This is a genomic window from Terrirhizobium terrae, assembly GCF_030323265.1.
Taxonomy (GTDB): Bacteria; Pseudomonadota; Alphaproteobacteria; order Rhizobiales; family Rhizobiaceae; genus Neorhizobium.
On the sequence record NZ_CP104991.1, the window covers coordinates 356,511 to 383,053 of the forward strand.

Consider the following 26,543-nt stretch of genomic DNA (forward strand, 5'->3'; position numbering starts at 1 on the left):
TTCCCGTAACCGCGATGGATCCACTCACCAAGCGTCAACGGGACCCGCGGCTCGATTTCTTCCGCGGCGTCGGCATGCTGATCATCCTGATCGCGCATATTCCGAACGACAGATGGGCTTTGTGGATCCCGGCGCGTTTCGGCTTTTCGGACGCCACCGAGATGTTCGTATTCCAGTCCGGAATGGCATCCGCGATCGCCTTCGGCGCGACATTCGATCGAGCCGGGACCATGGTCTTGCTAGCGAGGGTCGCCCAGAGGCTCTGGCAGATTTACTGGGCGCATGTCTGCGTTTTCATCGCCATCGTTGCGCTCATGACGATAGCCGGCACGCGCCCGGACGGCGTCTCCTATCTCGACAGCCTTAACCTGTTGCCACTCATTCGCGATCCTGGATCGCTGCTTTCGGCGCTTCTGACACTTCGTTATGTGCCGAACTATTTCGACATTCTGCCCATGTATATGGTCGTGCTGGCGCTTTTGCCGATCATGCTTGTTACCGAGCGCGTAAACAAAGCCCTGCCCTTCGCTCTAATGGCTGGCCTCTGGGTCGCCGCCCAACTCGGCCTCGCGCATCTTCCGGCCGAACCCTGGTCGGATCGTGCCTGGTTTTTCGATCCGTTCGGCTGGCAACTGGTTTTTTCACCGGCTTCTTCCTGATGCGCGGAACCCTGCCCGCACCTCACTACAATAGATGGCTGATGGCTGCCGCGGTCCTGGTCGTGACAATCACTATCCCCTTCGCCTGGGTCCGGTTTGGCGAAATGCATCCGTTCTTCGCCAATGTCGCGCAGGTGATCGCGCCGCTCACCGACAAGAGCAATTTCGGCATTTTGCGCTTCATACATTTCCTGTCGCTCAGCTATATCGCCGTCCAGTTGGTCGGAGAACGCGGCTCACGTCTCACGGGGCCGATCGTCCGCGCGCTGATTGTGGTCGGGCAGCAATCGCTTGCCGTGTTCGTCACCGGCATGGTGCTCGCCCAGGCCATAGGCATCCTGCTCGACCAGGCGGGCCGCACCATCTTTCAGGAAGCCAGCGCGAACCTCTTCGGCTTCGGCGTCCTCATTGCCACGGCCTATCTCGTCCGCTGGTTTAAGCAATCCCCATGGAAAGCCTAGCGGCATGTCGATCCCACCCTCACCTGGAAGCCTGGACGGCCTTCGCATCCTCGACCTTTCGCGCATCCTGGCGGGACCGACCGCGACGCAACTGATGGGTGATCTCGGCGCCGATGTCATCAAGGTCGAGAGACCCGTTGCAGGAGACGACACCCGCAGTTGGGGACCGCCCTTCGTTCCGGATATCAACGGGAATGACAGTGACCTCAGCGCCTATTTCCTCTCGGCCAACCGCAACAAGCGCTCGATTGCCATCGACCTGTCGACCGACGAAGGTGTTGCTCTCGTCAAACGTCTGGCGGCGATCTCCGATGTCATCGTGGAAAACTACAAGCCGGGCGACCTCGCCCGCCGCGGTATTGGCTATGACGACATTCGCAAGCTCAAGCCGGACATTATCTGGTGCGCCATCTCGGGATTCGGCCAGACAGGCCCCTATGCGGATAGGATCGGCTACGACTTCCTCATCCAGGCGATGGGCGGAATCATGAGCATCACTGGAGAGCCCGATGGGCGCCCTCTGAAGGTCGGGCTCGGGATTGCCGACGTCATGTGTGGGATGTACGCCACGGTCGGCACCCTTGCTGCACTTCGGCATCGCGACCGGACGGGTGAGGGTCAGTATATAGACCTATCTCTCTACGATACCCAGGTCGCCTGGCTGATCAATGCCGCGACCAACCATCTGGTCTCCGGCAAGGTGCCGGGCCGGATCGGCAACCGCCATCCGAACATCGCCCCTTATCAGACGTTTCGTACGGCCGATGGCGAGATTGCGATTGCCGTTGGCAATGATCCGCAATTTGCGCGGCTCTGCATTGAGATTGCGCGCCCTCTATTGGCCGAAGACCAACGGTTCCGGCGCAACCGGGATCGTGTCGTCAACGTCGAGATGCTCGACGAAGCAATAACCGAGGCGCTTATGGCGGACACCGCGAAGAACTGGGTGCGGCGGCTAACTGCAGCGGAGATACCCGTCGGTCAGGTAGCGACCGTGGACGAAGTACTGACTGATCCGCACACGATTGCGCGTGAGATGGTTGTCACGGTGACCAATGAACAAGGCGAAGAAGTTCGGTTGCTGGGAAACCCGTTGAAAATGTCGGCGACGCCCGTGCGCTACGACCGCTCACCGCCTCATCTCGATCAAGATCGTGACAAGATATTGTCTGAAATGCTGGATGTTGAAGGGAAGTAAGGAGGATCCATCATGAAAAATGGAGGCTCCCGATGATTCAAGCGAGCAATTGAAAACGTCTCGTTAGAAGCTCTTGGCGAGATCAGAATCGTTGATACCTGCGAAGTCGGTAGCTCTTTCAAAGCACCCACCGTTCGCAATGATCTAGCCCTAACAAGCGTAATAGTCTCGGTCCTGCGTTCCCAGAAAATGATTGGCGGCTCACTACTTGGCCAACAGAGCGACATCCTTCAACCGTTTGCGATCGACATCAATGTGCAATGCCTTGTCTGCTCGATCGAGCGCTTTATGCGAATGCCGTTTCGCATGTCGCCGGTACTCAGGACCGAGATCTGCGGCGAGAGCTAGCGTCTTTTGCAAGCGCAGCCCCACTTCAACGAGACCTGCGCCGTCTCTCGCGATCGGCGTATAGAGATCATCGAACAGGTCCGAAACGTCGATGCTGGCAACATGGAGGGCAGGATAAAGCACCTTGCCTTCTTGCCCTCCAGCCGCATCCCGCCACGCGACAAGAACACGAAGGGTCCTCGACAAGACATCGGTCGCGGTCCCAGGATCATTGACAGCAGGCGAAAGCGCGCGTGACGCTATTTCGGTCAGAACGGCAGCACCGAAGCGAGGATCTTGGTCGAACGACCTTGTATCGTCGATCGCAAAACATCCCAGGATTTTCGTCCGAACTTCGTCATCGATGACCTTGGCTGTCCAAGCCACGGTACGACCCGGACCGACAACCGTTCCCGGTATAGCAGAGATGAACATTTCCATCGAAATGTCGTCAGCAATGGCTGCCAAGGCACCGCTGTCGACATGTTGGACATATCCCACCTTGTCACTCTGGACCAATTTTCTACTGTCCTTTGGCGCCGCGGTGTCCTTGGGCAAGGCCTTGCCTCCCAGATGGGGAGCCGCTTGCTATTTATCGATTGCGTCAATCGTTGCCTGTTCAACGCGTCTTGTTGTCTCCGTCACACGGCCGAGCCGCGACAGAGGGTCGATCCAGCGAAGCAACGTGATGACAATCAGAGCTATCACACCAATCGTTACGATAAACAGGACGACCCTGCCCTGCTCGCCATAGGCCCCCGTGGTCAGCGCGATGATCCCGACCAGGCTGAACAGAAACGAGCCAATGAAGGTGGCCAACACGTTCTGCGTTGTGCTGTCTTCCATGACGAGGCGCCTTGCCCTTGGCGTCACGTTGCTGGTTGCCGCGGAGAACGCCGACACCATGGCGCTCAGCGAAAAGGTCGTGACCGTCAGCATGCTCGATGCACTGATGCCGAGGATGCGATCAACCGAATCTGCTCCGATCCGGGTCGATAGATTTGCCGGAAGGTAGGGAGAAATCAGGATTGCCATCAGGGCAGTTGCGATCGCGGCAATGCAGAACAGTGTGGCCCGGAACCAGATCTGGCGGGCAAGCAGAGAGATCTGCCAAATCAGTTTCGAGCTCACACATCTATCTCCTTTTCATGGGAGATAGCTGAAGACAGGAACAAAACAATCCGAAGCCGTTAAGGTCTTTGTGTCCGATAGCACCGTCGTCAATGGCCTGTCACTCGTTCGGAAGAACGCTTGCGTCGCAAGAATCGGATTTCGTATTCAACCGATGCAGGATCGAGCGGACAAACCGCGATCAGCATTTTATTGCCAAGCTGGACGACGACCTCCGAGACGCCGTTATCGACTGTCGCTTCAGCCACCCTGATTTTGATGATTCCAAGTCCGGCGTATCGCCAGAACTCCGCGACAGACAGTCCAAGCCTTCCGGCCATTTCATCGACCGACACACCAGCCTGCGCCGCTCGGATGACGGCATCGTCGTAATTCGATGATGGGTGTCCTGTCATCCGGACGATACTGTCCCCTCTTTTTCTCGCCAAGATGAAGGCTTAATGTTCGCGCGCGCTGCAGCGACGTTCAGCCTTGCGGCTTATGTCCAGCCCGTTCGCCGCGCGCACGCGAACAGTCCTCCCAGTGCGGACTGGGGAATATTATATCACGACATGACATATTGAAAGGGTTTTGATGGTGGTGGCAGAAGAGTTGATTGAGGAAACAGATCTGCCGTCAGCCCTCTACGACGGACTTGCCGGATTTCGTCTTGCGATGCGCAGGTTCTTGTCGCTTAGCGGTGCAGCACTCGCACAGGCCGATGTCACCTCCCAACAATACCAGGCAATGCTGGTCATCAGGACGGCGCCCGGCGGGCAGATCAGGATGCGCGAGCTTTCGGAACAGATGCTTATGCGCGCCCACGGAGCGGTCCAACTGGTTGACCGTCTTGCGAACGCCGGACTTGTCGAACGCAAACCATCCCAGACCGACAAGCGCAGCATTCTAATCGAGCTGACGCCGAATGGGCGCTGCCTGCTGCAGGACCTGGCACGGATTCATGTGAAGGGTCTCCTGGAAAATCAGGCGCTGCTTGTGGAGTCACTCGGCAAGCTCGGCGACCTTCGCGAACTCGCCTAGCCGCGAGAACGGCAGGTTCTCGTGTGCTTGTCATATACCGCGGATGAACATTGCCATCTGATTGACGACGAGCGCGAAGGGCACGGCCCATAACAGTGTCAAAGCCAATCCAGTCACCCAGAACAGCGCTCCGATGTGGCGTTGCGGCTCGAACGGTTGCTCACAAGCCTCCGGCGGTTTGCTCGATAGCTTCCACGTCAGGCCGGCGAAGAACAGAGTGCTGAAGAAGCCACCGAATGTGACAACGAAGCAATTTCCGGTGGACACCAGCCCGGCCAGGAAGCGCAAGCCGAATGAACTAGCCGTGGCGTCGAAGCCTGCGACGACGATTGCACCGCCGATCAGGATGACTGGCACCAGAGGCAACCACAGAATGAGCCATCCGTAGGCGTCATCAAGCGCCCTGACGGTCATTTTCACGGCCATTGTTAGGCGCGTCGAGCTTATCGATGAACCAATCATTCCAGCCTCCTCCCAATCGCATATTAATATCATGGCGTGATACATTTGACCATTGAAGCGCCCTGATATTTCGGACACAATTCGGTCACAATTAGTTGTGCCAACGATTTTGGAACGATGCCTTCCCAACGTTGTTGCCCCTTGTGACCAACAACAAACCTGGAGGCATCCATATGAAAAAGCTTACGCTTTCCGCCCTCGTCCTTTCCGCAGCGATTCCGGCTGTTGCCCTCGCTCAAACAGGTTCAACGACACCCGCTGCAACCGAGGCGCCAGCTGCAACCAACCAGAACAAGGCGACTGGCGGTATGTCCGATCAGAAGCCGATGGACATGGCGAGTGACCAGAGCGCCGAGACGGCAGGACCGTTTATTACCGTGCCGGAAACGGGTGCCTGGCGTGTGACCGACCTTGAAGGAAAGGCTGTTTATGGAGCGGAGAACGAAAGCATCGGCGAGATCAATGACGTCCTCGTCAGCCAGGACGGCAGCATCAATGCCGTGATCATCGGGGTCGGAGGTTTTCTGGGGATCGGCGAGAAGAACGTAGCCGTCGACATGAGCGCGCTTCAGCTCGGCCCGGGGGTTGATCAGCAGCAGGCGGATGCGGCAAGCGCAGCCGTCTCATCGGAAACTACGGCGTCCACGACCACTGGCAACACGACAGGCGCCCCGGCCGCAACCACGCCGGCTCCTGGTGGCACGACAGTCCCGCCAGCGCAGACGCCAACCGCTGAGGAAACGGCAAGTGCTGACAACATCGAGATTGGCGAGGACGGCTTGCCGGAGCGCATCGTGCTTAATGTCACGCGCCAGCAGCTGGAAAATGCCCCTGCCTTCGAAGGAGTGGAAGCTGCGCCCAAACAGTAACCACTCAGCGTCACTCACCTCTTCGCGCCATGGCGCGGAGGGGTGTTGGAGGAGATTATGTCGAAAATCGCGAAGGCAGCCATCCGATCGGCCATCTTTATCTGTGCCTCGCTTGCTTTGGGGCCACATATTGCCGCGGCTCAAGATCAATCAAGCTCTCAGGCCTGCAAACAGGAGCAGCTTGCCGGGAAAAAAGGTGACGAGGCAAAGACCAAAAGCGAGGTTCTTGCCAAATGCGATAGCGTGATCCGTCCGCCTCAGGTTGGCGACCAGGAAATGGTTGAGCCAGCCCTACCCGTGGGCCGCACACCGATTATCAAACCGGAGCAAAACCGATGATGAGGCTGGAAGCAACTGATCTGCTCGGATCCTCGATCCGGGCTGCCGATGGCGATGCTGGCACTGTCAGTGATATTCTGTTTGACGATCAGTCCCTCGCCATCAGATGGGTGGTGGTGCGCACTGGGTCATGGCTAAGCGAAGAGCAAGTTCTCGTAAGGCCCCAAAACCTGCTTCGGTCGGAAGCAGATCCCCGGATTTGGGAGACCGGCTTAGCGATCGACGATTTCAGGAAAGCTCGGCCGCTTGAGGATGATCTCCCAGTGTCCCTGCAGCGCCTGCGGGAGGCGAAAGTGGAATCCGGTATCTCACCCTTCCGCATCGCTCCCTTGGGCATGCCCCCAGTCGTTCGACTACATTCCTGGCCGACCGGTGACCAGCATCTCCGCTCCATCAATCATGTGAGAGGCTACGACATTCAGACGGATATCGGAACGTTTGGGCGAGTTGCCAACTTCATCATCGCTCTCCCCGAATGGACGATCGTGCAGATCGAGATTTCGCAGTCCGACGGCCAAGAGCCGCAGTTTAAAGCCCTGAAACCGCCATTCCACATTGATGCTGATCGCAAGGTGGTTGATCTGAGCAACGTGGCGGGCAAAGCTGCCACCTTGCATGATCAAAGCAGTTCCGGAAGCTTGAAAGCAGGTCGGCGGCCGTTCGGCTACTGACCCATACTCTTTTTCAAGCCGATATCACTGCAGCTTGGCCTGGCACCTGCGGCTGAACAGACCGATCACGGGCTCCCAGCAACAAGTCCATCTCTTTGCGATTGCATCCGAACCGCGCAATCAGCCGCGTCGCCTCTGCGATCTCGATCGCGTAATGATCGGACAGCGTTTTCGCGGTGTAATCTGCGCCTGTCTCGCTCTGCATTCGTTGCACTCCTTTCGCATGAGGAAGGAACGGCGCGTGGTTGCCACCGTTCCTTCAAGCCTTGCAACAGAAAGCAACGCACGGTGAGCGGCGTAACCCGCCGCCACCACGCTCCGCCAGACTATACCCCGGATTGATGCTCCGGCGCGCTGTGAACCAACTGGAACTCGGGGGAATGAACCAGATGCAGATATCGCTCGAACTGGGCAAGCACATCGCTGATCAATTGATCGCGTGACATGCCCATCACGTCATAGCCCCGGTTTCCACTCGAAAAATACGTACGTGCCTCATAGCGGAATTCCGCCGAGCCGGCGCGAACGGGCGTGAAGCTGGCAACTCGATGACCGACGAGGCTCACCCCGTAGACGAAGTCGCGCACACCGTCCGCAGGTGAGCGCAGGGCAATGGCGCTATCGCCCTCTTCCTCCACCACTTCGGTAAGCCTGCCGCGAGAACTGAGTTCGGCAGCGACCTGATCAAGCGCCGGTCGCACCTGAGTTTCGATGAAGCGTCGAACGTCCCTCTCCGTTGCGGCCGTCAGCATGAGCGCAAGACGGCGCTGCCATGTCTGTCCGGACGCAGGTTGGGCTGCCGGAAGCGGGTTTTGTCCATGATGGGCATCGCGCTGCGCCAGGTCTTCCCGCATGCCGAGATAAAGCGATAGGACGAGTGCCAGCATGACGATGGTGAATGGCAGGGCGCTCGCTACCGTCGCCGACTGCAGGGCCGTCAGGCCGCCCGCCAGCAGGAGGCAGCCGGCGACCACACCTTCCATCGCACACCAGAACACACGCTGGCCGGTTGTTGTCTGCGTTTCGCCACCGGCGGCAATGGAATCGACAACCAGCGCACCGGAATCGGCCGAGGTGATGAAGAAGATCGAAACCAGAAGGACGGCAAGTGTCGACGTCAGTCCAGAGAGGGGAGATATTCGAAGAAACGGAACAGGCCAACCGAAACATCATCGGCAATAGCCGTGCCCAGAGCACCGGCTGCAACACCGGTATCGATGAACATCGCAGTGTTTCCAAAGACCGTCATCCAGAAAAAGGTGAAACCTGCAGGGATGAACAGCACAGCCATGACGAATTCACGAACGGTCCGGCCGCGGGAAATGCGGGCGATGAACATGCCGACGAAAGGCGACCAGGATATCCACCACGCCCAGTAGAACAGGGTCCAGCTATCGATCCAGGGCGTTGGCTGATAGGCGTAGATGTTGAAGGTTCGCAGGACCAGCGTATCGAAGTAGAGGCCGAGGTTCTGAACGAAGTCACGGAACAGTTGGCTGGTCGGACCGACGACGAGAACGAACATCATCAGTAGGATGGCGACAATCAGGTTCGTCTCGGACAGAATCCGCACGCCCTTGTCGAGACCGGTCACAACGGAGACCGTCGCCATCGCGGTGACAACCGCAATCAGGGAAGCTGGACTTCGATGCCGATCGGGATGCCGAGCAGGTGATTGAGGCCGGCATTGATCTGCGAAACGCCGACGCCGAGCGAGGTGGCAATGCCGAACATCGTGCCGACAATGGCAAAGATATCGACGGCGTGTCCGATCGGGCCATCGATCCGGCTTTTGAGCAGCGGATACAGACCCGAACGGATGGTCAGCGGCAGGTTATAACGGTAGCCAAAATAGGCGAGCGACAATCCAACCACGGCATAGATCGCCCAGGCGTGAATACCCCAATGAAAGAAGGTGACGGTCATCGCTTCGCGCATGGCTTCGATCGAGCGCGGTTCGGCCGTCGGCGGCGCCATAAAATGCGTCATAGGCTCGCCAACGGCATAAAACAAGCCGATACCCATGCCGGCAGCAAACAGCATCGCGATCCACGAGACGAAGCGGAAATCCGGAACGGAATCGTCCGGGCCGAGCTTCAGTTGTCCAAACCGCCCGAAACAAAGCACCAGGACCGCCAGCAGAAATATGCCGACCGAAAGCAGGTAGAACCAGCCGAAGGCGCCGAGGATAGAGGTCTGGATCGCTCCGAACAGCGCTCCTGCCTGACCGGGGACGAGTACGCCGACCGCCAGGAAGAGGCCGATGACGATGATCGCGCCGTAAAAGACCGGTGGATTGATGATGAAGTTTTTCATGGGCGAGAACTGGCTTTCCTCGCTTGAGACGGCGCTCTCCGCAAACAGCGGGGACACCATATATTTACCCGGACTGGCATGAGAATTAGGATTCCCTCATGCCAATTCCATCTCGTAACGAAGCGCCAGGCTGAGCAGCACGCTCGACCCGGCACATCGCCGATTAAGGCTGCAGGATCGGCTTCACGTCGCTGTCCGGCAATTCCTTGGGCTGCGTTCCGCGCTCCAACCGGAGCGGCGGCGCCTTGCCGGCCTTGTCCTCGCCCATATAGAGCGTGACATGCGGGAACGGGATTTCGATACCGCGGCGATCAAAAACCTGCTTGATGAACTCGTTATAGGCTCGGCCGGTCCCCCAGTGCCCGCCGGCGATCGTCTTGATGCGGGCGCGAACGGTGATGGCGCTGTCGCCAAAGGCGGTGATGCCCTGCATGTCGAGCTTGTCGATGATTTTTTCGCTCCACTCGGTCTGCATCAGAAGGTCGAATGCTTCCTGCATCGCCTCCTTCACTTCATCGATATCTTCCCGGTACGCGACGCCGATCTCGGCCACGTGGTAGCCAAAGCCCTTGACCATATTGGAGACCGTATCGACGGAAGAGAACGGGATGAGGTGCAAGGTGCCATCCAGTGAACGGATCGAGACCGAGCGGATGGTCAGTTTTTCGACCACGCCACTGACACTGCCGAGGCTGACGACATCGCCTTCGTTCATGACGTTCTCAAGCTGGATGAAGACACCGGTGATGATGTCCTGCACCAGTTTTTGGGCGCCGAAACCGATCGCCAGACCCAGTACGCCAGCACCTGCGAGAAGCGGTGCGATATTGACGCCTATCTGGGCCAGCGCCAGCATCGATACCAGCACGACAAGCGCGATGGTGAAGGCGTTACGGAAGAGCGACAGCAGCGTCTTCTCACGGCTGGTCGGAATGGTGCCGAATTCCGGGTTGAGGCGATACTCGACCCAGGACGACATCGCCAGATAGGCGACGAAGCCGATCATGAGAATGACCAGCGCCGCAAAGGCTGATCCGCTGATCCGCTGGCCGGCTTCAGACGACATCCATCCGAGGAAGTCGATCAGGCCCCAAGACTGGGCAATGGCAACCACGACGCCGATCGTCACCACCGTCCGGATAATCTGCATGACACGCGGAACAAAGGCCTGAAGCCTCCCTCAAGTGCAGGCAGGCGGGCGCGGACATCCTCCGGCAGCCTGAGACCTGCATTGGCGAAGCGCCCGATAAAGGCGATGACCAGACCGCCGACAATGACGGCAGCGATCGACTTGATGGTGGCGGCCATCATGAACGGAAGCGCGGCAGTTGGGTTGACGAGCCAGACGACGAAGATCACGATCAGATAGGCGATTGCCAAAAGATGCCAGATGCCGGCGAGAAAGGCACCGCTGCGGCCGATAAAGTCTGTCCGGCCGCCGGCTGCGCGAGACGACAGGGCCTGCCGCACACGATCGCGGTTCTGCAGGATGACGACGATGGCGATCACCAGCGCGGTCAGCATCACAAGAACACGAACCGCCTGGGCAGCAGCTTCGGAGACATTCGCCGCGAGAATCGGAGCGACAAACATGAAGGTGTAGCCGACAAGCGAGACGGCGCGCGCAGCCCAGAAATACCAGTAAGCAGCGGTGGTATCGGAAATCGGCACAAGCCGAAGTGCCGGAAAGCGTGGCTGCAGGACAAGCCGCATCGCGACCTTCAGCATCTCCACCATCAGGGAGGCATTGAGGAGAAGGGTCTGGTTGATGTCCATGCGGCCGGTTGCGCCACCTATCACCTGCAGCGCAATCACGTAACCGGCGCCCCAGGCCAACGCGACCGTCACGATGTCCGCGACTGTGGCGATGACGGTGAAAATGGCTCGGATCGACCAATGGCGGCCGGCGGCCCGTCGATCCAACGTCCGTTGAAGGACATGAGCGAGCATTCGCAGCACGAAGAAGGAAGCGAACAGGCCGGCGCCGACGAATATGACGTTGAGGATCAGGGTCTGGATCGCACCATAATCGACCGTTCTTGTGCCGGTAAAGATGACAGCCAGCGCTGCAACGCCACTCCAGACCGCCTCACCACTAGCGACGATCTGTTCGGCCGCCGCTCTGGTCTGTTCGGCAATCTGACGCGCAATTGTGGGATCCTCTTCCACTGGCTCCTGGACTTGCTGCGCCGCCACTTCGTTTTTTAATCTGGTCAGAAGCGCGTTTCGAGCGTCTTCGTTCTCGAGAATGCGGATCAGATCGTCGACGCTACTGGCCGGCTGAGGTGTTGGCGAAGATGGCTCCTGCGCATTCGAGAGCGCTGGATCTGTGAGAAGAGCCAACAGAAACAACAGGCTGGCGGCGATGCGTCGGAAGGGCATGACATCCTTTCGGGATTCGTAATTTAGGCAAAAGCATGGCGCCCATGTCCCTCCCGTCAACCCTTGGGTGGTCACAAAAATACGATTAGCGCCGAGAACTGTGGGAACATGACAGATGATCGGACGTCGCTGCGAGATTAAATTGATCCCCGACGCTGCTGGAAAAAATAACGCGTCGCTTCCTTGCAGTGGACTTCTGCAGTGTTTCTAAAGCCCGCCATGCAAACGGCTAACGACGCAAGGAGTTGGGTGCTCAACACAAGGCGCTTAGTTTACGGAGCCTTTATTTCATCGGCCACTTGGGCAGAGCCTGATTTCTTTTCTGCCTCGACGAGACCAGTTTCTTCGGCGCGCAGCTCGCGGGTCACACGCATCGGTCGTTTGCCATTACGATGCATTAAGTAAGTCACCAGACACCCATCTCGTTTGGTCTTGACGGATAGGAGCTCTGCCGGCGCCGTCATCAGGAAAGCCCGCACGATGTCGCTGCACCGCGGTGCGGAAGCTGCTGGAGTAGGAAGCCACATCAATCCGCAAGCTGCGATGACTGCACAGGCTCTGATCGCTGGCATAGCTTTGACGTGAACGTTCATCTGTTTTCTCTCAGTGGGTCTGGCGGACGGCTTGCAGCTCGTCATGGTCAAAGACGGCCTCACAAACTTCCTGAATCATCAGGCGCGCTGCACTCGCAACGGGAGGCGACAGTGTCTCTCCCTGCCTGACGGCATAGCCAATACGAAGCAAACTCTCGAGCTCATTCGAATTCTCGATCAGGCCGTCAATCTTGTCGAGGATGTCGGAGGGCAACGTCCCAGAAAGACTGCCGGCCTTGTTCATCAATCCGCGTTCCTGGAGCCGTGTTTCCAGCAGCAACGAAAGCTTCGCAATCTCCGCTATATCATTCACACCAATTGTCCCCCAGATCCCCCAAGCATCGCGGCGCACCGCGAAGGACCACTTTTATATCATGGCGTGACATTACTTCAAAATCGATTGCAGACGAATGGTTACCGCGGGAGACCGGTCACAAGCGCTTGATCTGCGATGCACTATTTCTCGAGCTTCCACCCGTCTTTGCCAGCGCGCTTCTGCTCGTAGAGAAACTGATCTGCACGCGCCGCAGTGTGTGCCAGCGGCTCGGATGCAGAGATGAGCGCTCCTCCAATGCTCGCGCGGACCGGCGCCTCAATATCTCCAACGGAAATGTCCGACCGGAACGCGCGAACGATGCGCTCCGCGACAGCCTCTGCAGACTTTCGATCACCCGACACGATGATCAGAAACTCGTCGCCACCCACGCGGCTGACGATATCGTGGCCGCGAGTGGAAGCGATCAGCCGTTGGGAGGCAATTTTCAGAACCTGATCGCCGACATCATGTCCATGCCTGTCATTGACAGCTTTGAACCCATCGAGATCGATTGCAAGGATTGCCCCACCTGAACTGACAGAGCCAGACCACCGCGCTTCCAGCCCGCGGCGATTGAGCAAGCCGGTAAGTGGATCTGTCTCCGCATCAACGCGGTGTTGCTCGATACGTGTCTGCTCGTCGGTGAAATCGATGGCCACTCCGACCACCTTCAGCGGCGCCCCGTCGGACGAACGCAGCAATTGTCGGCTACAGCGGATCCAGCGCTCTCCGGAGACAGTCGAGAGCCGATACTGCGCCACATCGCTGTCGATCTCCCTCCCGCCAGGCGTGACAGATCAGCGGAGGCGAGATCGGATCGCTTGACTCTGGCGAGGTAGGCTTCAAGGTTGAGTGGTTCGGCGCCCGGACCCGAAATATATTCCGCCAAATGATGCGAGGTCTCGAAGCGCCGCTCGACACGTCCAAGTGCCAGAAGCCACCGGGCAGTGCATCGAGTGCCAATTCCAGCTTCGCAGACCGTTCTTCAAGGTCCAGTTGGCTGGCCTTGAGCTCGCCGATGTCCTCGATCTGTGTGATGAAACGGGCGACGTCCCCCATCTCGTCGCGCATGGCCGCAACATGGATCCTGACAAAAACGATCTCGCCGCCTGGCCGAACGTAGCGCTTCTCGATCGAGTACCCGTCACGCTCGCCAGCGAGCACGGAGCGAAACAGCTGGAGGTCGGCTTCGACATCGTCGGGATGGGTAAAGTCGGCAAAAGCAATGCCGGCGACTTCACGTAGAGACCGCCCGACCATTCTCGCAAAGGCCGAATTGCCTTTGATGATCCTCGCATTCGTGTGGACGAGCGCGATGCCGATCGGGGCATTGGCGAAGGCAAAGTCAAAGAGAGCCAAACGGCTCTCTGCACTCATGTCGTCCATATCATCGGAGCTATGCATCATTAGGAGTTTCTAAGAAAACTCTAAAATAATGCCTAACCTGGCTCAGGGGTTTTATCAAGTGAGCCAACCGATCGCGATAGCCTTCTCCTTTCAGGCAGCTTCGTTCACTCCGTATCAGCGCGAATTATCTGTGAGTTGTGATGGCTCGTATGTTATCAACGTTGCATAGCCCGTTATCATTGCATTGTAATGCAGGTTGCCTTCTAGCAACCGCGTTTATAGGCCCACTGGCTTTTCGAAGGGGAAGCATGGATGGTGAATACGACTGGCGGGACGAGCCTTTCGGCTTTTTCTTGGCCTTCCTGACGGCGGCCATTTCATTTGTCGCACTCATCCTTCCCGTGGTCTATGTGTTCATGCTCCCTTGAAGGCGAGGGTATTCCCTCGCCCCTCTGCTTGAAGCAACACCTATCTGCCGGATACAGCTGACACGACGTGTCTTCCTCGTCCGCAAATGTTTTAAAAGATCAGCGAAACCATTTCTCGGCGGCGCTCAGCAGCTCATGCTCATCTGTGATGCCATCTTGAAACAGTCGAACGAGCAACATGGCAAGCTCATCGGGATGGGTGTCATGTTCGGGTATGACTTGAGCGAAGACGCGCTCAAGCGTCGCTAAGTCGGCGGGTCGGAGGATGACATTCGCTGGTATTCGTCCACGCATGGGAGGACGGTACCTGCATCTTGCGCTTACGACAATAGACCCTGTTCGCGGCATCCATCTGTAGCTCTGCGCATGTCCCCTCAGCCTCCTTGTGGAACACGGCTAGGTGATACGACGCTAATCCAGGCAGCCGAACCGGGCAGTGAGATCGTTTCATTTCTAGAGTTGAACGAGAATGTCGAAGCCTACCCCGCCCTGCGCGTTACCGTTGGACCACGCGGGGTCAACACGGTGTTTCGAGCGCTCCTAAACGTGGAAGCGGCAACAAAAAATAAGAACGCACAGAGTACTAGGCAGAGCAGGAAAACCACATCCCAGCCTGTTACCATCCAGCTGAGGGCTCCGAACAGCAGCAAGAAAATCGCTGTTGCGAGCGCAATTGCCGCCGCGGCGAGCTTAAACATTCGAGTTCCCAACTTGTTTGATGACGTGGGCTGACTTCTTCGGCGCCGACTTGGCGTCAGGCAGATCACGTAAAGCTGTCGGCCCGTTCGAAATCATTTCGGACGGGCCGACGTGAACCGTGCGTGTCATGCGCACTGTCTCACCCCTCAGCTTTCGGTCACGGCGTCTGCCTGCGCGGTCGGCAGGTTCTCGATCTTCATCAGTCGCTCAGCGCAAACGTCAGCGGCGTTGACCACGGCGGTTTCAACGCCTGCGATTGTTGCCCAGCCGCCGTCCTCTATAAAGTCTTCGCGAGCCCATGATGATTGTTCCTGCAGTCCGGCCAGATTGGCTTTTGCGCCATCGGCAGTGATGAAGTTGTGCACACAGATTTCACCGGCTAGTTCAGCACGCGCGTCTCTGACGGCCAAGGCCTGCGCGGTACGTGCGCTGCCAGCAGTCGTCCATCCGCCCCAGGTGAACCCGACAACCATCGTTAGTGCTGATGCGCCAATTACTGACCAGAACCATTGCCCTTTCGTCGGCCGAAACTCGCTCCAGCTTTTTCGTTCACTCATCTCCAGCTCCTCCTTAATAATTTATATCACGCCATGATACAAGCTAGAGATGGTGGGTAAAATCGCCGACAGTCACAAGTGATTGACCAGAGAGCTCGGATATGTCGCTATCGAATTGTAGCCTCCTGCCCGCGATCGTCCATTCGATTGCTGGTTTCGAGGCAGATTGCCAACTTGGGAGGTGACTGCGATGGATTTCACTGATGATGAACGACGCGTTATTGAAGCGTTGTCGCACAAGCGCGGCGTGCTCTTCCGAGATCAGGTTGCGGTTTTGGCGGAGGCATTCGGCGTCGACAAACGGGCCTTTGAGGCAGCATGGCCCGGTCTGATCGAGAAAGGCAAGTTGCGCAGGATTTGCGACGAAACCGCCGAGTTTAATACTCAGGGTTAAAACTGGCGGCACTGTGTTGCAGAGGCAATCGTCTGAAAACAAACGACCCTCAGGCTCGACACCCGATCGTGTCCCAGGGAGTGGTGTAGCTTAGACGGCCACGGCTCATCCCAGAGGGCCGGATGAGTGTCAGCTTGCTGCTGGCAGGCTGATGAGTGGATCATCGCTCATCGTAGCGATTGTCTCAAGGGTCATGTAGCGAGATCGCTGGACGGCCCATTTATCGTTGTGTTCCAGCAGCAGCGCACCGACCAGGCGCACGATAGCGTCGTCGTTGGGGAAGATGCTGACGACCTCGGTCCGCCGCTTGATCTCGCCGTTCAGTCGCTCGATGGGGTTGGTCGAGTGAAGTTTGGCCCAATGCTGTTTGGGAAAGGTCATGTAGGCGAGTACGTCTTGCTCAGCGTTGTCCATGAGACTGGCGAGCTTCGGGACCTTTGGCCTGATCTGGTCGGCGACGTTGCGCCACTGAGTGCTTGCCGCCTCCGGCGTGTCCTGAGCGAAGGCCGTGGCGATGAAGGCCGAGACGACCCGCCGTCCGCTCTTACCAGCATGGGCCAGAGCATTGCGCATGAAATGGACTCTGCAGCGCTGCCAAGTGGCGCAGAGCACCTTCGATACTGCGGCTTTGATGCCCTCATGCGCATCTGAGACGGCGAGCTTGACGCCACGCAGGCCCCGCCTGGTCAGCTTTCGAAGAAACTCGGTCCAGATCGGCTCGGCCTCGGACGTGCCGATCTCCATGCCGAGCACTTCGCGTCGACCATCAGTGTTTACGCCCACAGCGATGATGATCGCAACAGAGACGATACGACCGCCGCGACGAACCTTCAGGTAGGTGGCATCGATCCAGAGGTATGGCCACTCGCCCTCGATGGGGCGGTCGAGGAAGGCCTTCACCTTCTCGTCGATCTCCTCGCACAGCCGGGATACCTGGCTTTTGGAGATGCCGCTCATGCCCATCGCCTTGACAAGGTCATCGACGGATCGGGTCGAAACGCCCTGGATGTAAGCCTCCTGAATGACCGCCGTCAGCGCCTTCTCCGCCATCCGGCGAGGCTCCAGGAAACTCGAGAAGTAGCTGCCTGTACGAAGCTTGGGAATGCGCAGCTCGACAGTGCCCGCCCGTGTCTCCCAGTCTCGATCGCGGTAGCCGTTGCGCTGGGCAAGTCGAAAACCATTCTTCTCGCCATAGCCCGCGCCGGTCTTCATGCCGACCTCCAGCGCCATCAGCTTCTCGGCAGCAAAGCCGATCATCTCGCGCAGCAAATCCGCATCAGCGCTCTTCTCAACGAGCGAGCGCAAGTTCATCATGTCGTCGGTCATCGGTGGTGTCCCTCAGGTTGGATCTAAGCAACCCGACCCTACCGGAAATCACCGATGGCTATGAAATCCAGCTACACCACTCGACGGGACACGATCCGACACCCTCACTTGCCAGCCAATAGGTTGAAGCAGGATAACACCGCATTAGATGGGATAACCAGGCTTTCTGCTTAATCCCTAGAAAGAGCCACAACACGATCTGGCAAACGGCGAAAGGTGTTTTATTGGCTGCCCATATTGAAGACTACGCCATGATCGGAGACTGTGAGACTGCGGCTCTAGTTTCCAAAATGGGATCGATCGACTGGCTATGCCTTCCACGATTTGACGCGCCCGCATGCTTCGCGGCACTTCTAGGAACAGAAGAAAATGGGCACTGGTCAATTGCACCGACCGAAGCAGTGCGGAAAGTCCAGCGGGCCTATATTGAAGATACGTTGGTGCTTGAAACCGAATTCTCTGCCGAATCGGGTGAAGCCGCTATTTTCGATCTCATGCCCCCTCGCGATGGCTCCAGTAACATCGTTAGAATAATCGAAGGGCGCAAAGGCAGTGTTGAGTTCGAAATCGATCTTGTGATCCGGTTTGACTACGGCCGTAGCGTGCCGTGGGTGAGCCACGACGAAGCCGGGAAGCTGACAGCGGTTGCGGGCCCTCACAGACTTACTTTGGACAGCCCGGTAGAGCTCACGGGCGAAGACCTCCACAGCAGGGCGACATTTGTCGTTTCTGAAGGACAACGCATTGCCTTCACCCTGACCCATAGCCCATCTCACCTACCTGTCCCGATCGCACAGGAGCCAGAAGCGGCGCTACAGCAGACGATCTTTTTTGGCAGGAGTTCGTGGGGCGCTGCCCACCGGTCAACGGCTATAACGAGATTGTAACGCGGTCGCTCATCACTCTGAAAGCTATGACATATATGCCAACTGGCGGCATCGTTGCGGCAATAACCACCTCTCTTCCGGAAAAAATCGGCGGGCCACGCAACTGGGATTATCGCTACTGCTGGCTGCGCGATGCCACGATGACGTTGATGGCGTTCATGAGCCTTGGCTACTTTGAAGAAGCGGCCGCATGGCGAGAATGGCTCATGCGAGCTATTGCCGGCGCCCCTGAACAAATGCAGATCATGTATGGTGTCGCAGGCGAACGCTCCCTCCCGGAATTCAAACTGGACTGGCTCTCAGGCTACGAGGGATCGCTGCCTGTGCGTATCGGAAATGCTGCTGCTGATCAGTTTCAGCTAGACGTTTACGGAGAGGTCGCCGATGCGCTAGCGCAGGCGCGTAAACATGGCCTTCCCCCACATCCACCTACCAATTCGCTCGCCAAGGTTCTCTTGCCTTATCTGGAGAAGGCGTGGCGTGAACCGGATGAGGGCATCTGGGAAGTGCGCGGCGGTCGAGATCATTTTACTCATTCCAAGGTGATGGCTTGGGTGGCGTTCGACCGAACGGCAAAACTGGCTGATGACGCTGGAGACGCTTCGTCTGCCACACGCTGGCGATTGATCGCTGACGAAATCCATGCCGATGTCTGCAATAAAGCTTACGACGAAGAGCTCGGAAGCTTCGTTCAGAGCTACGGCTCGAAGACCCTCGATGCCAGCCTTCTGCAAATTCCACTTGTCGGCTTCCTGCCGCCGGATGATGCCCGAGTGGTCTCGACAGTCGAAGCGATCGAGGCCCGTCTGATGCATAACGGACTGCTGTTACGCTACGAAACCGAGGTCACTGACGACGGCTTGCCATCTGGCGAAGGCGCATTTCTCATATGCAGCTTCTGGCTCTGCGACGCGCTCATCCTTTTGGGCCGCGATGCGGATGCAAGGAAGATTTTCATGCGACTTTGCGAACTCACCAACGACGTCGGGTTGCTTTCAGAGGAATATGACCCAGTCGCAGGGCGCATGCTCGGTAATTTCCCGCAAGCGTTCAGCCATCTCGGATTAATCGCAACCGCTCTCAACCTATCCCGCTTTGAAGGCCCAGCCGAGGAGCGATCCAACGATGACTGACATCTGTCGGGCATACGATTGTCGCGATTGTTTCCTCGACCCATCGAGCCGACAACTAAAGCGGAACGAGGTCACCCATCCTATTGAAAGGCTTCCTGTTCGCCATACTGACGTTAGATAGTCTCATCATGGTGTGATGAGGATTGCACCGGCATTTTGCCTCGCTTCTGCCGCCCGATGAGCATCGACAATATCGTCAAGGTCGAAGCGCTGGCTTATGTCCACCTTGACGTAGCCACGCTCAATTGCGTCGAAGAGAACGCGGGCATTTTCGCGAAACGTCGCGGTTTCACTGTTGTGGGGGAAGACGGAGGGTCTTGTCAGGTAGAGACATCCCTTCCTATTCAGCAACTCCGGCTCGATTGCTGGCGCCTTACCGGATGCACCGCCATAGCTGACGACAAGGCCGAATTTGGCCGCGCAGTCGAGGGACTTGACTAGGGTATCCTTACCGACCGCATCATAGATCACGCGCGCCTTCTCGCCACCTGTCGCAGCTAGAAACGCCGAAGGCCATTCTTCATCATTGAGGTCGATTACCGCCTGACAGCCAGCCTCCATCGCCGCCTTGTGCTTGTGCGGTGACCCGGTTGTTCCAAAGACGCGCGCGCCGAGTGCCGTCGCCCATCGGGTTAAGATTTGGCCGACACCTCCTGCCGCCGAGTGAACTAAGAGAAGCTCGCCGGACGCAACCTTATGGGTCTTGTGCAGCAGATACTGCGCTGTCATCCCCTTGAAAAAGAGAGGCAGCCACTTCGTCGGAAACGCCGTCGGGAAGCCGCACCAGCTTTTCGGCAGGCACGTTCCGCAGGCTTGCGTAGGCTCCCGGGCTCGTGTTCATGTAGGCAACGCGGTCGCCAACGATGAAATCCGTTACACCGTCTCCTATAGCTTCCAGCACACCGGCTGCCTCGAAGCCAAGACCGCTGGGGAGCGGCAGGTTATAAGCGCCACCGCGTTGATAGACGTCGATGAAATTGAAGCCGATCGCCGTCTGCCGAAGCATGACTTCGCCTGCAGCGGGTGCAGACAGATTTTCAGAAATGACCTTGAGCACCTCCGGGCCGCCGACGCTCTCGATGATTGCGACTTTTCTGATGGGCATGCTTTGTCCTTCAAGTTCAACATGACTATCGAAACAGGAAGATTTCGGATCTATGAGGGCCCGCCGCGCTGAAGAGCCCGGCGAAATCCTTCCGCAAAGGTTCTTCTGCACCTTACCCATCGTGTTGCGCGGCAATTCCTTGCGCACGGCGATATGCTTCGGCTGCTTGAACCGCGCGAGGCTCTGGCCGATCGCCTTTTCCAGTGACGGTAAAGCGATGTCCTCGCCGGGACGAGGCACGAGAACCGCGACAACCGCCTCGCCGAAATCAGGATGAGGCACCCCGATCACAGCGCTTTCCAAAACGCCCGGCTGCTCGTCCAGCAACAGTTCGATCTCCTTCGGGTAAACATTGTAGCCACCGGTTATGATCAGGTCTTTCTGGCGCCCAACGATGCTCACGTAACCGTCGGCATCGACAACCCCTATGTCGCCGGTGATGAAGAAGCCATTATCGCGCAGTTCCTCCTTGGTTTTGTCGGGCATTTGCCAGTAGCCCTTAAAAACGTTCGGGCCGCGCACCTCGATCATTCCCGGCTCGCCAGCAGGCATCTCTTCGCCGGATGCAGGGTCTGTTATCCTGAGATCGATACCGGCAAGCGGAAAGCCGACCGTCCCCGCCCTTCTCTCGCCGTCATAGGGATTGGAGGTGTTCATGTTAGTTTCCGTCATGCCGTAACGTTCAAGGATACGATGCCCGGTTCGCTGTTCGAAGGCGACATGCGTCTCTGCAAGTAAAGGGGCCGAGCCGGAAATGAACAATCTCATGTGGGATACAAGCTCCTGCGTCAGCAGAGAGTCATCCAGGAGACGAGTATAGAAGGTCGGAACCCCCATCATGGCCGTCGCTCTCGGCAGCCACCTGATCACCTGGTCGCTCTTGAAAATCGGCAGGAAAATCATCTGCCCGCCCGCCAGAAGCATGGTGTTGGTGGCGACGAAAAGACCGTGGGTATGGAAGATCGGCAACGCGTGCAGCAGCACGTCGTCCTTGGTAAATCGCCAACTCTCCATGAGGACATGAGCATTTGAAAGGAGGTTATCTTGGGTCAGCATGGCGCCCTTGGAGCGCCCCGTTGTTCCCGAAGTGTAGAGGATGGCTGCGAGATCGGACGCCTCACGGCTGACCGGTGCAAACGTGTCGAACGAGCGGGCCGCATCGGTCAAGGTGCCGCTTCCCGACGCATCCATGATTTCGAAGCGGCTGCCGTGTCGAGCAGCAACCTTGGCGAGATTCTCCGATCGGTCAGAATTGCCGACAAGCAATGCCGCCTGTGAATCTCCCACGAAGTAATCGACTTCGTCGGCGGTATAGGCGATGTTAAGCGGCAGGAAGACGACACCTGCGGCGAGGGCTGCGCAGTAGAGTGCCAAAGCGGATGGCGATTTCTCTACCTGCACAGCCATCCGATCTCCCGGTTTCAGTCCCAGAGAAGACATTGCTGCGGCATATCCCATCACCATGGCATGAAAGGCTGTGCCGGTGATCTCCTCGCCATCCTCCTTTATCAGGAACGTGGTCTGACGTGCTGCAAGCGGAGCGACAAGTGTATCGTAGAGAGGGTTGCTCATGATTTGCGTCCTGTAGTTCTCTCGCTCGAAAGCAGAGCCAGTACCTGCTTGGAAGCGGCGATATTTCGATTGTTTATGAAGTTCTCGTGGTTCTGCTCCACGAGTTCAGGATCGTATAGGTAGTTGACCATTACGGTGGCGGACTGCTGGAAGCCTTTGGCTGATGTGTCTGCCAGAACGTGGATGTCATGCAGCAACGCACCGTTTCCGAGATGGAACCGCGCGACCGGATCGGCGGGCAGGCCATCGGGGCGTTTGACCGTCAGCAGGAACTCCGCCGCCAATCCGCGCAGAGCAACGCCCAGCTTTTCCACTGCGCCTACGTCGGTGGCCTTGACCACTTTCCCGGCAACGGCGTTTCCGGAGGCCTCTTCCTTGAGCCAGCGTCCAAGGCCAGGAACTGGCGAGAGCGTCACGAAGCGCGCGATATGCGGTATCTCGCGTTTCAGCTCTTCCACGACCTGCTTGATCAACGAATTGCCGAAGGAAACGCCGCGCAGACCCTCCTGGCAGTTTGAGATGGAATAAAACACCGCGGTGTCGAACTCCGTCTCGGTGACCGGGATGCGGTCCTCAGCAAGCAGATCCTGCACAGAACCCGGCACGCCCTTGCAAAGGGCCACCTCGACGAAGATAAGCGGTTCCTCGGGCATGGCAGGATGAAAGAAGGCGAAGCAACGTCGGTCAGCAGGTAGCAGTCTGCGCTGCAGATCCTTCCAGTCGTTTATGGCGTGCACAGCCTCGTACTGGATGATTTTCTCCAAAATATTGGCCGGCGTTCGCCAGTCGATAGGCCTCAGTACGAGGAAGCCTCGGTTGAACCAGCTTGCGAAAAGGTGCTGGAAATCGACGTCGATAACCTCCAGTTCGGGCGCCTCGGGGAGGAGCTTAAGAAGATCCAGCCGCATGCGGACCAGTTCAGCTGTCCCGCCGGGTGACTGGTTGAGGCGGCGGAAAAGCTCTTGCCTTCGTGGCTCCGCCTGCCTGAAAAGGGCGGCCAGTGTCAAAGCGGTCGGCTCGGTGCGATAAGACTCGGCAGTCTTGATGACCATGTCCGGATCGATATCCAGCGCCATCGCCAGACCCCGAAAGAACTCTTGCCGCTCGGTAGGGTTCATTGCCTTATAGTGGGCGAGTATATCCTGTGCGATGCTGGTGCCGGAAACCTCGCCTTTGGATGACAGAAGCGATTCTGCATAAATCTGCCACGGCAATTCGGCTAGGCATCCGAGCGCCTGATGGTCGCCGCTCGAAGAGCGTACTCATGAGGTCGGAGAAAAATGCTATACGGCCCATTTTTCCCTCCTAAATCGGCCCCATGACGAGGTCCGGTAGCCACGTCGCAAGGCCCGGTACGAGACAAAGAATTATGATCGCGGCGATCATGCAGCCAACGAACGGTGCCGATCCGACAAGCACGGTTTTCAGTGAAATATTCGGCGTAATAGAATTGATGACAAACAGATTGAGTCCGACCGGTGGCGTGATAAGGCCAATTTCCATGTTGATGGTGAGGATAACTGCGAACCAGTAGGGGTCGAACTGGGCGGCTGTGAGGATGGGCATCAAAATGGGGGCAGTCATCAGGATGACGGCGACAGGCGGCAGAAAGAAGCCTGCAACCAGAAGGAGCAGATTGATCAAAGCCATAAGGACCCACCGGTTAACCTCCAGTGCCGCTATCCACTGGGCGACGGACTGAGTGATGAACAGCGAAGACATCATGTAGGCGAACACCCCAGCCGCGGCCATGATGAATAGGATCATCACGCTTTCCCGGGTACTGTCGCGCAGAACTCGCCATATCGCCTTCGGGTGCCAGAGCCGATAGATAGCCATCGCCATGATAAGGCAAAGAACAGCACCGACTGCAGCGGTTTCCGACGTTGTCGCGATGCCGCCATACATGGAGTAGAGCACACCTGCAATGACGGCGAGAAATGGCAGTACCCTCGGCAGTATTTCCAGCTTCTCGCGAAGGCTATAGTGACGCGGCGAAAGAACTGCGGCGTTACCGGAACGCCAGGTCGCAAAGATCGACCAGCCGATGAACAACAGTGTCAGCATGATGCCTGGCACGACGCCTGCAAGGAACAGCCGCCCGATGGAGGTCTCGGTCGCGATGCCGTAAACGATCATCGTCACCGAGGGCGGGATGAGAATACCAAGCGTGCCTCCTGCAGCGATCGATCCGGCTGCAACCGTATCCGGATAGCCGCGCTTTTGCATCTCAGGGATGCCCATTTTTCCAATCGCTGCGCAGGTTGCCGGACTAGAGCCCGAAAGGGCTGCAAAAAGCGCACAGGCACCGAGGTTCGAAACGACAAGGCCACCCGGAACCCTGGTCAACCAGCGTTCCATGGCTTCGAAGAGATCCGCGCCTGCGCGAGTCGATGCGACGGCGGCCCCCATGATGATGAACATGGGTATCGAGAGGATCGTGAAACTGTTGAGATCGGCGTAGAATATTTCGGGAAGCATTTCGACGGAACGCAAGCCGTCGAACATGAACAGGAAGCCTGCGGAAACGACCAGCAGGCCAACGCCGACCGAAATTCCGGAAAACAGAACGGCAATCGTCGTGACAGCCACTAAAAGACCGATTGTCAGAGGATCCATCTACGTCTCCATCACGCCGAACGGGGCATCGGCACCCGTCACAAGGGAGACGAAATCTGCGAGCAGCTGAAGCAGAAGAAGCCCAAAGCCGATCGGCAGCGCGAGATAGGCGATCCACAGCGGTGGCGCCCAAACGGTCGAAGATTTCCAGTTTCGCAGCCAGGCTTGATGCCAGATCTCCCAAGAGTACCAGGTCACTAGTGCGATGACCGCCATGGTCACGGCGAGGACCGTGTAGGCGAGGATACGCCGCCCAAGAGGCGGAAGCATGAGAGGCACGAGATCGACATTCACATGGCCTCGCATTTTCTGCACGTAAGGCAATCCAATCGCGGTAGCCCCAATCACGATGATGATGACGGCTTCGGTCTGCCAGATGGTGGACTGGCCAAGAGCCGACCGTACGAAGATCATGTGACATGTGATAAAGAGAGCGATTACGGTCATGGCCGCAGCCGCCCAACCGCAAACTTCCGAGATTGCGTGAACAGTGCGAACGAACATGTTGCCGGGTGTTTTGGCAGGCAAAGGGGCGACTGACTGGGACATCTATGATCCTTCAGGTCATGGGTCTGCGAGAAGCAGAGGAAGATAACTTCTGCAGGCGTGGCGTATCTTGAACGTAAAGTCAGGGACCGGAGATCTGCCGCTGGCGCGGCGATTATTGAACCGAAAGCGCCATATCGAGGAGCTTTTTCCCTCTGAACCTGCTTAATGAAATTCTCATACGAGGATTTCTCAGCAAGCGACTTCCAAGCCGCGAAATCCTCTTCCGTCATCTCGGCAATTTCAACGCCGGCGGCGCGGAAGACCTTTTCCGATTCCACGTCATCCTTCTTCGCCCCATCCAGATAGAATGCTTCCGCCTTCTTCGAGGCCTCGCGGAGAGCATTCTGCTGCTCCGGCGTCAGATTCTCGAACGCCGTCTTGTTCATGATCAGCGGCTGATACATGAACCACAAAGCGACGTCGCCAGCGGGGGTGTAGCATTTGGCGAGCTCTTGCAGCCGAAAAGAAACAAAGGAAGACGACGATGTGTTAAGAGCCTGCAAGACGTTCTGTTGCATCGCATTGTAGGTTTCGGTTGATGGCATTGAGGAGATCGACGCACCAGCGGCCTGAAGCATCTCTTCAAACCCCTTCCCCGCGGCACGGACAGTCAACCCCTTAACATCTTCAGGCTTTCGAATGCACTTGCCGTTGGTAGCGAACCCACCCGCTAGATAGCCATGAACCAACGTCATAACATCATCTTCGTTCATGACTTTTTCGATCTCCGCCATGAATGGAGATGTGTTCATGCGAGCGGCATGATCGTGACTTTTGATCAGTCCCGGCATCAACGTCAGATTATACTCTGGTCGTTGTCCTCCCGCGTAAGACAGCGGAAACACCGTCATATCTAGTTGCCCGCGGCTGAGGGGCAGGTATTGTTCGGTCGCCTTAAACAGAGAACTCGACGGGAATATTTTGATTGTCAGATCGACATTAGCCGCCGCGACGTCGTCGGCAACCATTTGAGCAACCTTATGGCGCACATCTCCTGGCGCAAACTGGTGGGATAATCGCAACTCGGTGGCATGTGTTGTCGCTACTGCCGACAAGCACCCAACAGCAACAGCAGCAAGTGCCGAAATTCCAGCTTTACGCATATCTAGCCTCCTCCCAAAGACATCAATTTGCGGATCTGCAAAGACTAATTGTCTTTTGCATCGCAAGTCAATAATCTTGT

The 26,543-nt window shown here is 57.4% G+C and carries 22 protein-coding genes and 6 pseudogenes; 8 read left to right on the top strand and 20 right to left on the bottom strand.

Going from position 1 to position 26,543, the window contains the following annotated elements; translation table 11 throughout:
* Window positions 1–14: 14 nt before the first annotated feature.
* A pseudogene (locus N7E02_RS05585) lies at window positions 15–1,120 on the top strand (OpgC family protein).
* Between the two features lie 4 nt (window positions 1,121–1,124).
* Window positions 1,125–2,318, top strand: coding sequence for a CaiB/BaiF CoA transferase family protein (locus tag N7E02_RS05590; protein WP_286579030.1), 1,194 nt, complete (start codon window positions 1,125–1,127; stop codon window positions 2,316–2,318).
* Window positions 2,319–2,522: 204 nt separating this feature from the next.
* Here N7E02_RS05590 and N7E02_RS05595 read toward each other — a convergent pair.
* Window positions 2,523–3,680 (bottom strand): annotated as a pseudogene (locus N7E02_RS05595) (DUF2254 domain-containing protein).
* A 185-nt stretch (window positions 3,681–3,865) separates the two neighbouring features.
* The gene (locus N7E02_RS05600; RefSeq protein ID WP_286579031.1) at window positions 3,866–4,171 is read right to left on the bottom strand and encodes a hypothetical protein; all 306 of its coding nucleotides are present in this window, start codon (window positions 4,169–4,171) and stop codon (window positions 3,866–3,868) included.
* 178 nt (window positions 4,172–4,349) lie between these two features.
* Between N7E02_RS05600 and N7E02_RS05605 the strand changes: the two genes are divergently transcribed.
* A complete protein-coding gene (locus tag N7E02_RS05605) occupies window positions 4,350–4,796 on the top strand; it encodes a MarR family winged helix-turn-helix transcriptional regulator (RefSeq protein WP_286579032.1) in 447 nt (148 codons plus the stop codon).
* A 30-nt stretch (window positions 4,797–4,826) separates the two neighbouring features.
* Here the strand turns inward: N7E02_RS05605 and N7E02_RS05610 are convergent, their stop codons facing one another.
* Entirely contained in the window at window positions 4,827–5,258 is a 432-nt protein-coding gene (locus N7E02_RS05610; protein ID WP_286579033.1) for a hypothetical protein, read from the bottom strand.
* A 173-nt stretch (window positions 5,259–5,431) separates the two neighbouring features.
* Between N7E02_RS05610 and N7E02_RS05615 the strand changes: the two genes are divergently transcribed.
* From N7E02_RS05615 to N7E02_RS05625, 3 genes are read left to right on the top strand one after another with little or no spacing between them, the layout of a single operon-like run.
* Window positions 5,432–6,127: a PRC-barrel domain-containing protein gene (locus N7E02_RS05615; RefSeq protein WP_286579034.1), complete on the top strand. Its 696-nt coding sequence runs from the start codon at window positions 5,432–5,434 to the stop codon at window positions 6,125–6,127.
* 57 nt (window positions 6,128–6,184) lie between these two features.
* Complete coding sequence (locus tag N7E02_RS05620) at window positions 6,185–6,466, top strand: hypothetical protein (protein WP_286579035.1); 282 nt, start codon at window positions 6,185–6,187, stop codon at window positions 6,464–6,466.
* Complete coding sequence (locus N7E02_RS05625) at window positions 6,463–7,137, top strand: PRC-barrel domain-containing protein (protein WP_286579036.1); 675 nt, start codon at window positions 6,463–6,465, stop codon at window positions 7,135–7,137. The genes N7E02_RS05620 and N7E02_RS05625 overlap by 4 nt, the downstream gene beginning before the upstream one ends.
* Window positions 7,138–7,150: 13 nt before the next feature.
* On the opposite strand, the gene N7E02_RS05630 is transcribed toward N7E02_RS05625, so the two are convergent.
* The 9 genes and pseudogenes from N7E02_RS05630 to N7E02_RS05670 form a co-directional block, all read right to left on the bottom strand.
* Entirely contained in the window at window positions 7,151–7,342 is a 192-nt protein-coding gene (locus N7E02_RS05630; protein WP_286579037.1) for a hypothetical protein, read from the bottom strand.
* Window positions 7,343–7,463: 121 nt separating this feature from the next.
* Window positions 7,464–9,453: pseudogene (locus N7E02_RS05635) on the bottom strand (BCCT family transporter).
* 163 nt (window positions 9,454–9,616) lie between these two features.
* Window positions 9,617–10,603, bottom strand: coding sequence for a mechanosensitive ion channel domain-containing protein (locus tag N7E02_RS05640; protein WP_286579038.1), 987 nt, complete (start codon window positions 10,601–10,603; stop codon window positions 9,617–9,619).
* The gene (locus N7E02_RS05645; RefSeq protein ID WP_286579039.1) at window positions 10,579–11,622 is read right to left on the bottom strand and encodes a hypothetical protein; all 1,044 of its coding nucleotides are present in this window, start codon (window positions 11,620–11,622) and stop codon (window positions 10,579–10,581) included. The genes N7E02_RS05640 and N7E02_RS05645 overlap by 25 nt, the downstream gene beginning before the upstream one ends.
* Window positions 11,623–12,107: 485 nt before the next feature.
* A complete protein-coding gene (locus tag N7E02_RS05650) occupies window positions 12,108–12,428 on the bottom strand; it encodes a hypothetical protein (RefSeq protein WP_286579040.1) in 321 nt (106 codons plus the stop codon).
* 10 nt (window positions 12,429–12,438) lie between these two features.
* Window positions 12,439–12,708, bottom strand: a complete 270-nt coding sequence (locus N7E02_RS05655; RefSeq protein ID WP_286579041.1) for a hypothetical protein — start codon at window positions 12,706–12,708, stop codon at window positions 12,439–12,441.
* Window positions 12,709–12,884: 176 nt separating this feature from the next.
* Window positions 12,885–13,403 carry a GGDEF domain-containing protein gene (locus tag N7E02_RS05660; RefSeq protein ID WP_286579042.1) on the bottom strand — a complete coding sequence of 173 codons (519 nt, stop codon included), beginning with the start codon at window positions 13,401–13,403 and terminating at the stop codon, window positions 12,885–12,887.
* A gap of 49 nt (window positions 13,404–13,452) precedes the next feature.
* Window positions 13,453–14,151 (bottom strand): PAS domain S-box protein, encoded by a 699-nt coding sequence (locus tag N7E02_RS29480; protein ID WP_353622815.1) that lies wholly within the window; start codon window positions 14,149–14,151, stop codon window positions 13,453–13,455.
* A gap of 1,213 nt (window positions 14,152–15,364) precedes the next feature.
* A complete protein-coding gene (locus N7E02_RS05670) occupies window positions 15,365–15,775 on the bottom strand; it encodes a hypothetical protein (protein ID WP_286579044.1) in 411 nt (136 codons plus the stop codon).
* 190 nt (window positions 15,776–15,965) lie between these two features.
* Between N7E02_RS05670 and N7E02_RS05675 the strand changes: the two genes are divergently transcribed.
* Entirely contained in the window at window positions 15,966–16,169 is a 204-nt protein-coding gene (locus tag N7E02_RS05675; RefSeq protein ID WP_286579045.1) for a hypothetical protein, read from the top strand.
* A 129-nt stretch (window positions 16,170–16,298) separates the two neighbouring features.
* Here N7E02_RS05675 and N7E02_RS05680 read toward each other — a convergent pair whose 3' ends face one another.
* A complete protein-coding gene (locus N7E02_RS05680) occupies window positions 16,299–17,495 on the bottom strand; it encodes an IS256 family transposase (RefSeq protein ID WP_286579046.1) in 1,197 nt (398 codons plus the stop codon).
* A 224-nt stretch (window positions 17,496–17,719) separates the two neighbouring features.
* Here N7E02_RS05680 and N7E02_RS05685 point away from each other — a divergent pair.
* A pseudogene (locus N7E02_RS05685) lies at window positions 17,720–19,515 on the top strand (glycoside hydrolase family 15 protein).
* Between the two features lie 126 nt (window positions 19,516–19,641).
* Here N7E02_RS05685 and N7E02_RS29485 read toward each other — a convergent pair.
* The 7 genes and pseudogenes from N7E02_RS29485 to dctP form a co-directional block, all read right to left on the bottom strand.
* Window positions 19,642–20,244 carry a zinc-binding dehydrogenase gene (locus N7E02_RS29485; protein ID WP_353622816.1) on the bottom strand — a complete coding sequence of 201 codons (603 nt, stop codon included), beginning with the start codon at window positions 20,242–20,244 and terminating at the stop codon, window positions 19,642–19,644.
* The gene (locus tag N7E02_RS29490) at window positions 20,210–20,620 is read right to left on the bottom strand and encodes an alcohol dehydrogenase catalytic domain-containing protein (RefSeq protein WP_353622817.1); all 411 of its coding nucleotides are present in this window, start codon (window positions 20,618–20,620) and stop codon (window positions 20,210–20,212) included. Before N7E02_RS29490 ends, N7E02_RS29485 begins: the two co-directional genes overlap by 35 nt.
* Window positions 20,621–20,645: 25 nt before the next feature.
* Window positions 20,646–22,192 (bottom strand): annotated as a pseudogene (locus tag N7E02_RS05695) (malonate--CoA ligase).
* Window positions 22,189–23,406 carry a malonyl-CoA decarboxylase gene (locus tag N7E02_RS05700; protein WP_286579047.1) on the bottom strand — a complete coding sequence of 406 codons (1,218 nt, stop codon included), beginning with the start codon at window positions 23,404–23,406 and terminating at the stop codon, window positions 22,189–22,191. Before N7E02_RS05700 ends, N7E02_RS05695 begins: the two are co-directional and overlap by 4 nt.
* Before the next feature lie 91 nt (window positions 23,407–23,497).
* Window positions 23,498–24,811 carry a TRAP transporter large permease gene (locus tag N7E02_RS05705; protein ID WP_286579048.1) on the bottom strand — a complete coding sequence of 438 codons (1,314 nt, stop codon included), beginning with the start codon at window positions 24,809–24,811 and terminating at the stop codon, window positions 23,498–23,500.
* Window positions 24,812–25,258 (bottom strand): TRAP transporter small permease, encoded by a 447-nt coding sequence (locus N7E02_RS05710; protein WP_353622818.1) that lies wholly within the window; start codon window positions 25,256–25,258, stop codon window positions 24,812–24,814. It lies immediately after the preceding gene.
* A gap of 214 nt (window positions 25,259–25,472) precedes the next feature.
* A pseudogene (gene dctP, locus N7E02_RS05715) lies at window positions 25,473–26,463 on the bottom strand (TRAP transporter substrate-binding protein DctP).
* Between the last annotated feature and the right edge of the window lie 80 nt (window positions 26,464–26,543).